Source organism: Jonesia denitrificans DSM 20603, from assembly GCF_000024065.1.
Classification (GTDB): domain Bacteria; phylum Actinomycetota; class Actinomycetes; order Actinomycetales; family Cellulomonadaceae; genus Jonesia; species Jonesia denitrificans.
Genome location: NC_013174.1, coordinates 2,248,165 through 2,262,129, shown reverse-complemented (window position 1 = coordinate 2,262,129; position 13,965 = coordinate 2,248,165). Strand labels below are relative to the sequence as shown.

Genomic DNA, 13,965 nt, shown 5'->3' with positions numbered 1-13,965 from the left:
ACATGAATGACAACACCCTTGCCGCGCAGCACCAAGCACGTGCGCAGGCAATTCTTGACCAGATGACCCTGGACGAGAAACTCGCTCAAATCGTTGGATTCTGGGATAAAGGTGATGGTGAAGCTGTTGCTCCTCTCCAGGGGGAGTTCCAGGAAGCCACCACGTTTACCGGTGCTACACGCCATGGACTTGGGCACATTACCCGTGCGTATGGAACACGCCCCGTGGACCCCATTGAACGGGCCGCCTGGTTGTGGAACGAACAGCGCCGCATCATCAAGGAAACCCGCCTGGGAATTCCGATGCTCGTCCACGAGGAATGCCTGACGGGTCTTTCAGCATGGAAGGCCGCAACATTCCCCACCCCGTTGTCCTGGGGTGCGTCGTTTAACCCAGAACTCGTCGAAAAAATGGGCTCCCTCATTGGCGAGTCAATGCGCACACTGGGCATTCACCAAGGCCTCGCACCTGTGCTCGATGTCATCCGGGACCCACGCTGGGGTCGGGTCGAAGAGTGCATTTCTGAGGACCCTTACGCAGTCAGTGTGATCGGGACCTCCTACGTCAAGGGCGTACAGTCCCAAGGTGTCCATGCGACACTGAAGCACTTTGTTGGGTACTCTGCATCGCAGTCTGGGCGGAACTTCGGTCCAGTTCACGCAGGCAAACGGGAAATAGCCGATGTGCTCCTTCCGCCGTTTGAAATGGCTATCCGTGACGGTGGCGTGCGGTCAGTGATGCACGCCTACTCCGAAATTGATGGTGTGCCTGTCGCAGCCAGCGCCGAATACCTCACTGACCTTTTGCGAAACCAGTGGGAATTCGACGGGGTTGTGGTAGCTGACTACTTTGGTGTGGCGTTCCTTGAGAAACTTCACCAGGTCGCAGAGAACCTCGAAGATGCTGCAGGTCAGGCTCTGGAAGCTGGTGTCGACATCGAGTTGCCCACGGGTGACGCGTACCTGACCCCGCTGCGCCAAGGGGTGGAAGCTGGACGCATCGACGAATCCTTGGTGGATCGAGCAGTGCTTCGCGCGTTAACGCAAAAAGCTGAGCTTGGATTGTTGGACAACACTTTCGAGGACGAACCCCCGAGCCAGATCGACTTGGATTCACCAGAGCACCGGGCGGTTGCCCGACAGCTCGCTGAAGAAGCAGTTGTTCTGCTGTCCAATGACGGCACACTACCTGTTGCTGCGTCACCATCGAAGATCGCGGTTATCGGACCAAATGCCGACCGAATTTCTGCGATGTTCGGGTGCTACTCGTTCGTCAACCACGTTCTTGCGGTGCAAGAGGGATACGACACTGGTATCGACGTTCCGACAATGCGTGAGGCGATTTCGGAAGAGTTCACGGACGCGATTGTGAACTATGCCGAAGGGTGTGACATCGAAAGTGATGACACCTCCCGTTTTGACCACGCCGCAGAGATCGCTAGCGACAGCGACCTGACGATCCTCGTCCTGGGTGACCAGGCTGGATTGTTTGGCCGAGGCACGGTCGGAGAAGGTTGTGACCGTGACGATCTCGAGTTGCCCGGTGTGCAACGTCAACTTGCTGAACGTGTTCTTGCGACCGGACGACCGGTTGTTATTGTGCTCCTCACGGGACGTCCCTACGTTCTGGGGTGGGCGCTGGATCAAGCGTCGGCAGTTGTGCAAGCTTTCTTCCCCGGGGAAGAAGGAGCACAAGCTGTCGCGGGCGTGCTTTCGGGGCGCGTCAACCCATCAGGGAAGCTCCCGGTTTCACTACCACGGTCGACCGGTGCGCAACCTTACACATACCTGCACCCCCGCCTCGGTGGCGACTCTGACGTCACCAACCTGTCCTCACAGCCCGTTCGTCCGTTCGGTTTCGGGTTGTCGTACACGACGTTCACCTACAGTGATCTCACCGTGTCGGCAACGTCAACCGATGCGCCTGTTGGCGTCAGTGTTGTAGTCACCAACACTGGGGACCGTGACGGCGACGAGGTCGTGCAGTTGTACGTTCAGGACGTGTTCGGGTCGATTACTCGACCTGTTGCTCAACTCATGGGTTTCCAACGAGTGTCCCTCGCACCGGGACAGAGCGCAACGGTCACGTTCACCGTACCGCCGCATCGCCTGTCGTTCACGAACGCGCAGTACACGCGCGTTGTCGAGCCAGGGCAGTTTGTGTTCTGGACTGGACACAGTGCAGGCAGCGGTGACATCAGCGCAACCGTTACTGTGACGGGTGATGTCTACGAAGTAGCACCGAATGCAACGCTCACCACCTCGGTGTCTGTGGAGTACCGCTGATATCCAGTTGGGTCACTGGATAGCACCACCGCTCAAGCCCGGATGCGCCGCACACGCATCCGGGCTTGATCTTTGTCTCATACGAATTGACGCCAATCAACCGGTAAACTTGCCTGTGTGACTCTTCGGCTTTTTAACACCGCTACCCGGACCGTTGACCCTTTCGAGCCTCGCGAGGCGGGGAAGGTGGGTGTGTACGTGTGTGGTGCCACTGTGCAAGCAGCACCTCACATCGGTCACATGCGTTCAGCTGTCGCTTTCGATGTGCTGGTCAGATGGTTGCAGCGTGCCGGACTTGATGTCACCTACATCCGCAACGTCACCGACATCGACGACAAAATCTTGGCGAAATCTGCAGACGCGAAGATGGCATGGTGGGCGTGGGCGTCGCTCAACGAACAGGCATTTACCGAAGCTTATGATGCGTTGGGGAATCTGCGCCCCACCTACGAACCGCGCGCCACGGGGCACATGCTCGACATGATCGACCTCATGGGAACCCTCATCGAGCGCGGACACGCGTATGTAAGTTCCCCGGGGAACGTGTACTTCGACACCCAATCGTGGCCTCAATACGGGGCCTTAACGAATCAACACATCGACGAACGAGTCTTATCAACCGCGGATGTGAGCGACCCCAACAAACGTGACCCACGGGATTTTGCGTTGTGGAAAGCCCCCAAAGAGGGCGAACCGTCAACAGCATCGTGGCCAACCCCCTATGGGACTGGTCGTCCCGGGTGGCATCTTGAGTGCTCAGCGATGGCACGACGATACTTGGGAAGCGAATTTGATATCCATGGTGGTGGACTCGACTTACGGTTCCCGCACCACGAAAACGAGCAAGCACAATCGCATGCCGCTGGTGATGGGTTCGCACGAGTGTGGATGCACTCCGCGTGGGTGACCCAAGGTGGCGCGAAAATGTCCAAGTCGCTGGGCAACGGCTTGCTGGTGACGGAGGTCCTTAAGCAGGCCCCAGCGCCTGTGCTTCGGTTCGCATTAGCGTCCGTACACTACCGGTCCATGGTTGAATGGACTCAACAGTCACTGATCGATGCGGGAGTGGCGTGGGACCGCTTCACCGGTGTGTATAGGCGTGCAGTGGAAACCGTGGGGGACAAGGTCACTGTCCCCGTGACCACTGTGGAACTTCCGCAAGCATTCACAGACGCACTCAATGATGACCTCAATGTCGCACAAGGGCTGGCGGTCTTGTATGACAGTGTGAAAACCGCGAATACCGCATTGGCGAACAACAACCTTCCTGAAGCAACCCATGCGGTCTTACAGGTGCGTGCAATGCTTGACGTGTTGGGTCTCGACCCTGCGCAATGGGCTGCACCAGATACTGACAGCCGGGCAGATTCTGCACTGGCTTCACTCGTCCAAGGACAACTTGACCGTCGTGCTCAGGCTCGAGCCGACAAAGATTGGGCCACTTCCGACGCGATTCGCGATGCCTTAGCAGCGGCGGGGATCGTGGTTGAGGATTCACCACATGGCGCGCGCTGGTCACTTGCGTAACCCTTTATCCATGAACGTCACGAAAGAAGAGTGCCTGATATGGCTGGAAACTCACAGCGCCGCGGTGCGGTGCGTAAAGACAACAAAAAAGCACAGGTTAAAGGAAGTGGAGGAAATCGTCGGCGTGGGTTAGCAGGTCGTGGTGCAACCCCGCGTGCGGAGGATAGGTCCTGGCACCCCGCAGGGAAACGTAAAGAGGCCCGTGAGAAGCTTGAGGCTGCGCAAGAAAAGCATGCGCAACGCCGGACGAACAGGTCAGGGTCTCGCGCGGTTGAGGTGATTGCGGGACGTAACGCTATCGTTGAGGCGTTGCGTTCAGATATGCCAGCAGACCGTTTGTATGTGGCTTCGCGGCTTGACCATGATGACCGCACGAAAGAGATCCTTGAGATCGCTACAGAGCGCGGTATTGCTGTGGTCGAGGCGACCCGTCCGGAACTTGATGAACTCACGGATGGGTCCGTTCACCAAGGCGTTGCGATGGGTGTGCCTGCCTATGAGTATCTCGAGGTTGATGACCTTCTTGATGCTGCGGCTTCAAAGGGGCAGGCGCCGTTGTTGATCGCTCTTGATTCAGTGACCGACCCACGAAACCTTGGTGCGATCCTGCGAGCGGGAGGTGCTTTTGGCGCGCACGGTGTGATTGTTCCTGAGCGCCGAGCCGCTGGGATGACCGCGTCTGCGTGGAAAGTATCCGCGGGCGCTGCCGCCCGTGTCCCGGTTGCTCGGGTGACGAACCTGGTGCGGTCGTTGGAAGCTTTGAAGAAGTCAGGGTGTTTTGTGGTCGGGTTGGATGGGGATGCTGATTCCTCGGTTCGTGACCTTCCCTTCGCTGCTGACCCGCTGGTTCTTGTTGTGGGTTCAGAAGGCAAAGGGCTATCGCGTTTGGTACGCGAAACCTGTGATGCTATTGCTGCGATCCCTATCTCAACAACCGTTGAGTCCTTGAACGCTGCTGTGGCGGCAGGCATCACGTTATATGAGGTTGCAGCTGCGCGGAGCGAAGACGCGTCAGCATAATTGGTGAAGTTGTGGACACCTCGACTTAGTCTTGGAGGTCGGCGTCTTGAGGGTCGAGTCCAAGGACCGCGAGTTCATCAGGCCGATTGTGCAGGACGTTCGTGACGTAGGAGTCCACAACTTCGGGCATGGGGACATCACGGTGTTGTTGCTCGGAGATGAACCACCGGTGGTCGAGAATTTCGTGGAAAAGCTGCGCGGGCTCAAGTTTTTTGCGGAGATCTTTAGGAACAGCTTGAATGGTGGGCTCGAAGACGGTGGCCAGCCAGTCGTGTGCGACGAATTCAATGTCGTCATTTTGGCGTTCTGTTGCTGCTCGGAATGACTCAAGATCGTTGAGGAGCCGTCGCGCCTGGTTTTCTTGTACGTCAAGCCCAGTGAGGTGCATGAGGCGGCGCGAATGGTGACCTGCGTCAACGACTTTGGGTTGGATCATGACAGTGGTCCCGTCAATATCAGTGGTCATCTCTAGCTCATCAACGTCAAACCCAAGGGAGTTCAAGTATTCGATGTGTGCTTCAACGCGCCAGGTTTCGTCCGCATCAAATGTTTCGACGTCGTGCAATGCTGCCCATAGTTCGTGGTACCTGCGGTGCAGTTGGTTACCGATTTCGATGACGTCTTCGTCTTCGTCGAGGAACTCACCGGCTTGAAGGTCCATGAGTTCACCAATGATGTTGGTGCGTGCCAGGTCGATGTCGTAGTTGCGTTGACCGTCAGAGAGTTTGGGGTGCAACTGCCCGGTTTCGGCGTCGACTAGCCATGCGGCGAATGTCTCCGCGTCCCGCCGGAACAGCGTGTTCGACAGGGAGACGTCGCCCCAGTAGAAGCCGATGAGGTGGAGGCGCACCATGAGGACAGTCAGTGCGTCGATGAGTCGCGTCGCCGTGTCGGGTTGAAGGTTCTGGCTGAACAGGGACCGGTAGGGCAGGGAAAACGCGAGGTGTTTGGTGATGAGGCACGCTTCAAGCCGTTCTCCGTTTTTGTCGGTGCGCCCAGTGATGACACCGACGGGCTCAACGGAGGGCACGTCGGTACGGGACAACTGACGTAAGAGTTCGTATTCATTGAAGGCGACTGTCTCACCGATCTCTTTGATGGCGATGACCTGGTCTCGAAGGCGCACGAATCGGACGACGTGTCGGGAAATCCCTCGGGGGAGTGCAGCAAGGACATCAGTGGGCCAGTCTTCGAGGGGGATGTCCCACGGCAGCGAGAGCAACGCCGGGTCTGGTTTGGCTGCAGTGATTTGGAGGGATTGTGGCACGGGTGTCTCCTGGGGTTGGTGTCCACTGTCATTCTACGGCTGCTCATCGAGGACACGGCTGGCGGCACAGTGACTGTGTGGAATGCGACTGTGGGCAGGCCCTCACATGAGGAGCCTGCCCACAGTTAGTGGTGCGTGGTGTGCAGTCGATCAGATGGTTGCGAGGCGTGCACCGGAGCTTGGTGAGAAGACGTGTTCGTTTCCAGGCTTGATCGCAGCGTGGATGAATTCGCCCTTGTCAGGTGCGGTGCGTGGGTTGACACGGATGATGACGTCTTGGTCGCCGTTGCCGGTCTTCAGTGTGCCGTAGACGTACGCGTCGGAACCGAGTTCTTCGACGATGTTCACCTGGATGGCAAGAGCGGATGGGTCCGATGGTGACACGAGCTCAAGTGATTCGGGACGGAACCCGATCGTGACTTCGCCCTTGTCAGCGTCGGTGAGACCAGCAACAGCATCACGGGTGATGGGCAGGCGTGCGTCACCGATTTGTGCAACACCGTTGTCGACGCGGTAGGTGCCCAGGTTCATGGCTGGGGAGCCGATGAAGCCAGCAACGAACACGTTGTTAGGAGTGTCGTACATTTCTCGGGGGGTACCAACTTGCTGGAGCACACCGTCTTTGAGCACTGCGATGCGGTCACCCATGGTGAGAGCTTCAGTCTGGTCGTGGGTCACGTACACGGTGGTGACACCCAGACGACGCTGCAGCGATGCGATCTGCGTACGGGTTTGAACACGCAGCTTGGCGTCCAGGTTGGACAGCGGCTCGTCCATGAGGAACACCTGAGGCTGACGCACGATGGCGCGGCCCATAGCGACACGCTGACGCTGACCACCTGAGAGTGCCTTGGGCTTGCGGTCAAGGTACTCAGTGAGGTCGAGGATCTTTGCTGCTTCCTCAACGCGCTTGCGGATTTCGTCTTTGGGGGTGCCAGCGATTTTGAGAGCGAAGCCCATGTTGTCAGCCACGGTCATGTGTGGGTACAGCGCGTAGTTCTGGAACACCATGGCGATGTCACGGTCTTTGGGCTGAACGTCGGTGACGTCGCGGTCACCAATGAGGATGCGACCTTGGTTGACGTCTTCGAGACCTGCGAGCATACGCAGCGAGGTGGACTTACCACACCCGGAAGGACCCACGAGAACAAGAAACTCGCCGTCTTCGATGTGGAGGTTGAGTTGGTCTACTGCGGGACGTTCGGTCCCGGGGTAGATCCGGCTGGCGTGGTCGTATGTAACGGTAGCCATGATGTGCTACATCCCTTCACCGGCAGGTACGTGCCGGACGATCCGTTGTGATGGGTGCGCACGCGTTGTCCGCACACTGTGTGAGGACGTGTCCGCGTTGACACTCTTCTTGAGTTGTGTGGCCACACTGTGATTCACATCAGCGTGATGCTGTGTAATGTCCCACAGTTAGTGATCCGCGTTCACTCTATCAGCAATGTGGGTGAGTGTGAATGAGACTTCCTGTGGGGAGTTCACCCGATGGACAGCGCGTGTGTCCCCGGATCCGACTTTAATGGAGACGTCTGAGGAACCAAGGGTGGCAAACACTGTTTCATCGGTGACGTCATCACCAAGGTAGAGGACACTGCGCGCCTGAAGCTCGTGGCGAAGCGCGGTCACTGCATCACCTTTTGTTGCTTTGAGAACGGAGACTTCGACGACATTGTGACCGGTCATGACGTGCAAGCGAGAGTCGTGTGCCCAACTGTGGAGGGCTTGGTTCACTCGTTGTGCTTCGTCAGGGTCGGCGAGGCGGGTATGGAGGACCACTGCGGTGGGTTTGTGTTCGATCCATGCTCCGCGTGTTGTTGCGGCGAGGGCCTCCGCGTAGTCTTCGAGCGCTTCCAGACGTTCTTGGGCACTGTCAGGCAACGGTGTTTCGTCATGGTGGAGACTGCCATCAGCGTTGACGTGACCGCGTTCTGCCCCGTGTGACCCGATGAGGATGGTACCGGGCTGCGGGTGGGCGAGTGCATGGAGGTCAGCAATTGCTCGTCCAGAGACAAGGGCAACGGTGATGCCGTCCTGCCCGGTGATCCGGGCGAGTGCTGCCGCTGACTCTTCTTGCATGCGCGAGTCTTTGGGGTTGTCCACCAGTGGGGCGAGGACGCCGTCGAAGTCTGACGCGAGTAGAAGCGGACGCGTGCTGCTGAAGCTGTCAAGAGCGGCGGTGAGGGTTGGGTTGAGGGTGACAAAGTGGTCAGTGTGACTCACGATGCGCCTCCTGCGGTGCTGCCAGCGGGAACAGGTTCAGCGGCGGAGGTGACAGTGGGTGCGTACGCTCCGTTGTGCTCGTTGCGTTGCCCGATGTCCTCGAGGGACGCAAGGAAGTTATGTGCCCACTTGTTGACGTCGTCGTGCATGACTTTTCTGCGCAAGCGGCGCATACGGCGCCGTGCTTCGGCGGATGGCATGTTCGCTGCGTGGACGATCGCGTCCTTCATTCCGTCAATGTCATGTGGGTTGACAAGGATTGCGCCGCCGAGTTCGTCTGCTGCGCCCGTGAATTCTGACAGGACCAGCGCACCACCGAGGTCGTGACGAGCTGCCACATATTCCTTCGCGACGAGGTTCATGCCGTCTCGTAGTGAGGTGACAAGCATGACGTCAGCGGCCAAGTAAAGGGCCGCCATTTCGTCTTGGGGGTAGGAATGGTGAAGGTAATGAATAGTGGAATGACCTATTTCACCGTACTCACCGTTAATCCTGCCCACCAGAATCTCTACCTGTTGGCGCAGGTCGCGGTACGCTTTGACGTTCTCTCTGGACGGGCTTGCTACCTGGATAAGGGTGGTGCTTGCCGCATCGATGCGTCCGTCTTCAAGGATTTCCCCATACGCCTTGATGCGGTGACGAATGCCCTTGGTGTAGTCCAGACGGTCTACCCCAAGCATGATGACGTCGGGGTCCCCTAGGTCGCTGCGGATTTCCTCCGCGCGTTTCTTCACCGCATCAGTGTGTGCGAGACGGTCAAAAGAGTGGGAATCGATGGAGATGGGGAACGCGGCGGCTTTGACAAGGCGGCGCGCCCCGTTGTCGGAATGGACAGAGAAAATGTTAGTGCGTGGTTTGACAGCGGTGAGGCGGCGGACGCAGTTCATGAAGTTCGTGGCGTCAGAGCGGCGTTGGAAACCAACAACATCAGCACCCAACAAACCATCGATGACCTGGCGCCGCCACGGAAGTTGCTGGAACAGTTCAAACGGAGGGAACGGAATGTGATGGAAATAACCAATACGCACATCGGGTCGGAGCTGACGGATCAGTGCTGGAACAAGTTGCAACTGATAGTCATGAACCCAAATCGTTGCACCCTCGGCAGCCTGCGCAACCGCAGCTTCCGCGAATCGTTCATTAACAGCCCGATATGAGTCCCACCACGTTCGGTGATAGGCCGGAGGCGTAATCACATCGTGGTAAAGAGGCCATAATGTGTCGTTAGAGAAACCCTCGTAATACCGCTGAATCTCGCCCTCGCTGAGCGGAACAGGAACCAAAAAAGTTCCGTCCGCATCGAAAGGTTCAGGCGCAAAATCTGGTGCACCACTCCACCCCACCCACGCGCCCTCCGCACCCTTCATAATGGGATCCAGCGCGGTCACAAGCCCCCCAGGGGACCGGGTCCACGAGATAGCACCAGAGGCATCTTGCTGCATGTCCACAGGTAGGCGGTTAGACACCACAACAAGGTCAAATCCAGTTGTACTCATGTTTTACCAACTCCTCAATCCACCTGTACTGTACCGAGAACGCAGCTCTTTTGCTTGTCGAGCAGGGAAATTTCACATTCGAACGCATAACGTTGAGGCATGGAACGAATCGGCTTGGAACCAGGCACACAAATAGGCGGATATACCATCGTGCATCCGCTGGGAGCGGGCGCAATGGGTGTGGTGTACCGCGCCATCGACGATGGTGGGCACCCCGTCGCGTTCAAACTCCTGCGCACTGACTCTTTACCAAAAGATGAACTTCGAGCCCGAGTCGAACGAGAAGCCGCGTCACTACGCAAAATCAACCACCCCAGCGTCGCTGCCATGCTCGACCTCGAGATTGACGACGACGAAATGTTCATCGTCTATGAACTCATCGAGGGCCCCACCCTCGACACCTGGGTCGCTGACAACGGGCCGTTGTCCTCCCAACAACTCGCCGACACCGCCACGGACCTCTATGACGCTCTCGCGGCTGTCCATGAGGCAGGCGTCATCCACCGAGACATGAAACCCAACAACATCATCATGTCTGATCACGGCCCCGTCCTCATCGACTTTGGCCTGGCCCACGGGCTCGAAGACCACCGCCTCACCCGCACCGGGTTAGTCATGGGAACCCCCGGCTACCTCGCCCCAGAACTGGTTAACGGGCAAGCCCCCTCCCAAAGCTCAGACTTGTGGGGGTGGGGTGCCGTCCTCGCCTTCGCTGCCACCGGCAGACTTCCCTTTGGTGAAGGAAGCTTCCAATCAGTGATCGCCCGAGCCATGGCAGGGAAAGCAGACGTCAACGGGCTCGACCAACGCGTTGCCTGGGCGCTGCGAGGGGCGCTCGCCGTCGATCCACACCACCGGTGGACACCCCAAGAAGTACTCGACGAACTGCACAACGCGGCACTCAGCCCCACCGAAGAAATCTTCCACGACTCACACCCTGATGTGGAAGCGACCGAGGTTCTCGACTCTGACCAACTTGCAGCCTTTGCCGCAGGACCGACCGGATATACCGACAAAATCGGGGTAGGTCACGGACCGGACACGTGGGATCCGCGGACAGCAGGCAGCGGCGGTACCCGCACGGAGGTGATCGACACATCGACAAGCAACGACGGTCATACTCGCGCATTCACCGTCCCGTCACCTGCTCCAGAACCCCTTGAGGAACCCACGCAAGTCATCGCAACGGAGCCCGCATACCAGCAGGCACCGCCGTCATTTGCTCCTGGGTCAACCCCCGCCACCCCAATGAGCCCGGAACCTCCGGGTCCACCCTTGGGTGGATACCCGCAGGTCTATGGAACAAACGATGCGCCTGTTGCGCCGCCGCAACCCCCGGACCTGTACACCCGCCCGAGCCCAGCACCGCGCCCCTTCGTGACAATAGCGGTGAGCCTCGCGTTCATTGCGTGGGGGAGCGTACGTCCCGGGTGGACGCTCGTGGTGTTGATTCTCGCGCTTCTTGTGGCCCGCACGGTTGGGGTCATGTGGGATTCCTTCCAGTTCCGGCGTGAAGTGAAAGGGGTGACACGGCGTGAGCGGGCCGTCCTTGTCGCGAAATCTCCGCTCCTGGTTGTTCGGGCAGCATTGGGCCTCATCCCTAATGTTGCGGTCGCAGTCAGTTGCGCTCTGGTTATCGCTGGGGGAGTGTGGTGGGCGGTGGATTCTCAAACAGTCCAGTTTGGTGACTGGGATGTTCCACCAGCGTGGGTGTACTCGGTGATCCTTGTCGGGGCTGGGGCGCTGATTTTGGCGCTGACCTGGTGGGGGCCAGTATCGAGGTTGACTCGGGCTGGTCAGCGGGAAATATTCCGTGGTCTCATTCCACAGCTTTTTGGTACCACCGTCTTTGTGCTGATCGTCATTGTGATTGCCGGGTATGCACTGGCGTTACTGGCGCAAGGCGCCGACCCTCATTGGGCGCCACTTCCCACCCCGCCATCCTTCCGCTAAATAGTCACATGTGAGTTCGCGAGGCGCTGCGTTCAGGCAACCTCCAGATAGGGTCGTTAGCATGCGACCAAGCGCACATAACCACGACGGTATCCACACGCCGTCCACACGGAAAGCACGACACTATGGCATCGTCACCCACCTCACACGGCCTCAGCCGCCGTGAAGAAGCACGACTGAAAGCACAAGCTCTCCAGCAGGAACAGGCGCGCCGGGAACGCCGATCCCGAATCGTGCTGTTCGCCTCACTCCTCATCGGAGTTCTTGCAGTTGTTGGTGTGGGATGGTTCATCTTGCAGCAACAACCCAGCCAACTCAGCTCCGACATGACCGAATTCCCCGAGGATGTCACTATCCCCACCGCCGCAAGCCCTGAAGATGGCGGCATCACCTACTACAACGGGAACTTCCAAGCTGAGGCACCCACTGACGTACCAGTTCTTGATGTCTACCTCGACTTCATGTGCACCCACTGCGCTGACTTCGAAATGACCAACGGTGACTGGCTCAAGGAATCAGCAGACAACGGGGAACTGGTATGGCGCTTGCACCCCGTAGGTGTCTTGCAATCCCAATACTCCGACACCATGGGGTCAGCATTCGCCTACCTGGTAGAAAACTCCCCAGAACACGCCCTGGAGTTCGCCAAGATGACGTTCGCAAACTTCAAGAACACCGGACAAAGCGAGGAAGAACTGCGTTCCTACGCACAAGCAGCCGGTGTTCCCAGCGAACACATCGATGGCATGCTGGAAGGTGACTACGTCCGGTACATCCAATCCGCATCGGCCATCACCCTCAACGATGAATCCCTGCGTGACGAAGAAGGACGATTCGGAACCCCAGCGCTCTACATCAACGGTGAACGGTCAAACGTCAACTGGACCGACCCGCAACTACTCAAAGACGCAGTCCTCAACGCTGGAACATCGAACACCACCGGTGAAGACACCAGTGAGGAATGACAGTCCACACCATGAGTGACAGACACGATTTCGCGTCCGTGACACCTCTGTTGTAGTCTATTACTCGCACACAGCACGCCTGCGTGCGAAAGCCGCTTTAGCTCAGTGGTAGAGCACTCGCCTTGTAAGCGAGCGGTCGTCGGTTCAAATCCGACAAGCGGCTCCACGAAGTAAGCCCCACCACATGACCATGTGGTGGGGCTTACTTCGTGTGCGAGGCACCTGATGCTGATCATTAATCGATGGGCTCTAACGTCGGGTACTTCGCCACCCGGGTATCCCCTGTTGACGTCCCAGTTAAGCGACGCTTGATCCAAGGACCAACATGTTCCCGAGCCCACACAATGTTCTCGCGTGCACGCACGCGAGGGTTTTTCGGTTGTGGGTCATCAAGAGGAGCATCAAACCCAGGATCTTCAGGCTGGAGCCCCAACCCCACCAACGCCATATCCGCAACGCGGCGATGCCCCTGTGTGGTGAGATGGATGCGGTCTTCTGCCCACATCCGCGGGTCGCTGATTGTGCGGTGCCCCCACATGTTTGCCACATAGGCGCCATGACGCTGAGCAATTGACCAAATGTGGGAGTTAAAGATTGCTGTGCGAGACCGCGTAAAAGCTAACGAACCCCGTCCAGAAAAGTCTGTTCCTGTGGCGAGGAGCACATCAGCGCCCGTTGCGCGTGCTTGCGCCACAGCATGATCCAAGTGAGCGGCAATCAGGTCAACGTCGACAGCGGGCCGCAAAATGTCATTACCGCCACCAATGATGGAAATAAGATCAGGTGACATATCCAATGCGCGAGGCAACTGCTCAGAAATGATCGGCCGAAGAAGTCGTCCACGAATGGCAAGGTTCGCGTATGACAACGGCGAAAGCCCAGCCGCTTGACGCCGACTCGACAGTGTAAGCGCCAGCATGTCTGCCCACCCTCGACACACGTCCGGGTTTTCTGGGGCCACATCCCACAGTCCTTCGCTGAAGGAGTCGCCAATAGCCACATACGAACGCCACTGGGGAGGCTCAGAGGATAGTTCAACAGTCGGCGTTGAGCGGGCCTCGAACTGGCCTGATGAGTTCATGTGGTCATGAGGAGCAGAGGAGTGGTCAGCGGAGGATTGTGGTGTCGATGCGTGGTTCACGTGTGTATTCTTCTCCGTTGTCAGGCGTTTTTCCACCTGGGGTCAACGCGTGGCCGCCCGAGATTCATGTCAGACTCTCACCTTA

The 13,965-nt window shown here is 58.1% G+C and carries 10 protein-coding genes and 1 tRNA gene; 6 read left to right on the top strand and 5 right to left on the bottom strand.

The window, feature by feature from the left end; genetic code table 11:
• Nucleotides 1-2 precede the first annotated feature (2 nt).
• From JDEN_RS10405 to rlmB, 3 genes are all read left to right on the top strand, one after another.
• Nucleotides 3-2,285 (top strand): beta-xylosidase/alpha-l-arabinosidase, encoded by a 2,283-nt coding sequence (locus tag JDEN_RS10405; RefSeq protein WP_015772335.1) that lies wholly within the window; start codon nt 3-5, stop codon nt 2,283-2,285.
• Nucleotides 2,286-2,402: 117 nt separating this feature from the next.
• Nucleotides 2,403-3,812 carry a cysteine--tRNA ligase gene (gene cysS, locus JDEN_RS10400; protein ID WP_015772334.1) on the top strand — a complete coding sequence of 470 codons (1,410 nt, stop codon included), beginning with the start codon at nt 2,403-2,405 and terminating at the stop codon, nt 3,810-3,812.
• A gap of 39 nt (nt 3,813-3,851) precedes the next feature.
• Nucleotides 3,852-4,832 carry a 23S rRNA (guanosine(2251)-2'-O)-methyltransferase RlmB gene (gene rlmB, locus JDEN_RS10395; RefSeq protein ID WP_015772333.1) on the top strand — a complete coding sequence of 327 codons (981 nt, stop codon included), beginning with the start codon at nt 3,852-3,854 and terminating at the stop codon, nt 4,830-4,832.
• Between the two features lie 25 nt (nt 4,833-4,857).
• Here the strand turns inward: rlmB and JDEN_RS10390 are convergent, their stop codons facing one another.
• The 4 genes from JDEN_RS10390 to JDEN_RS13145 form a co-directional block, all read right to left on the bottom strand.
• The gene (locus JDEN_RS10390) at nt 4,858-6,099 is read right to left on the bottom strand and encodes a DUF4032 domain-containing protein (protein ID WP_015772332.1); all 1,242 of its coding nucleotides are present in this window, start codon (nt 6,097-6,099) and stop codon (nt 4,858-4,860) included.
• Between the two features lie 150 nt (nt 6,100-6,249).
• Nucleotides 6,250-7,350 carry an ABC transporter ATP-binding protein gene (locus JDEN_RS10385; RefSeq protein WP_015772331.1) on the bottom strand — a complete coding sequence of 367 codons (1,101 nt, stop codon included), beginning with the start codon at nt 7,348-7,350 and terminating at the stop codon, nt 6,250-6,252.
• Nucleotides 7,351-7,518: 168 nt separating this feature from the next.
• Nucleotides 7,519-8,325, bottom strand: coding sequence for a trehalose-phosphatase (gene otsB, locus JDEN_RS13490; RefSeq protein WP_015772330.1), 807 nt, complete (start codon nt 8,323-8,325; stop codon nt 7,519-7,521).
• Complete coding sequence (locus JDEN_RS13145) at nt 8,322-9,821, bottom strand: alpha,alpha-trehalose-phosphate synthase (UDP-forming) (RefSeq protein ID WP_015772329.1); 1,500 nt, start codon at nt 9,819-9,821, stop codon at nt 8,322-8,324. The genes otsB and JDEN_RS13145 overlap by 4 nt, the downstream gene beginning before the upstream one ends.
• Before the next feature lie 99 nt (nt 9,822-9,920).
• Between JDEN_RS13145 and JDEN_RS10370 the strand changes: the two genes are divergently transcribed.
• The 3 genes from JDEN_RS10370 to JDEN_RS10360 all read left to right on the top strand — a co-directional run bounded on the left by JDEN_RS10370 (nt 9,921) and on the right by JDEN_RS10360 (nt 12,905).
• Nucleotides 9,921-11,774, top strand: coding sequence for a serine/threonine-protein kinase (locus JDEN_RS10370; RefSeq protein WP_015772328.1), 1,854 nt, complete (start codon nt 9,921-9,923; stop codon nt 11,772-11,774).
• 125 nt (nt 11,775-11,899) lie between these two features.
• Entirely contained in the window at nt 11,900-12,739 is an 840-nt protein-coding gene (locus JDEN_RS10365; RefSeq protein WP_015772327.1) for a DsbA family protein, read from the top strand.
• A 91-nt stretch (nt 12,740-12,830) separates the two neighbouring features.
• Nucleotides 12,831-12,905: transfer RNA gene (locus JDEN_RS10360), tRNA-Thr, on the top strand.
• A 69-nt stretch (nt 12,906-12,974) separates the two neighbouring features.
• Here the strand turns inward: JDEN_RS10360 and JDEN_RS10355 are convergent.
• Nucleotides 12,975-13,880: an SGNH/GDSL hydrolase family protein gene (locus JDEN_RS10355; protein ID WP_226926557.1), complete on the bottom strand. Its 906-nt coding sequence runs from the start codon at nt 13,878-13,880 to the stop codon at nt 12,975-12,977.
• Nucleotides 13,881-13,965: the final 85 nt, after the last annotated feature.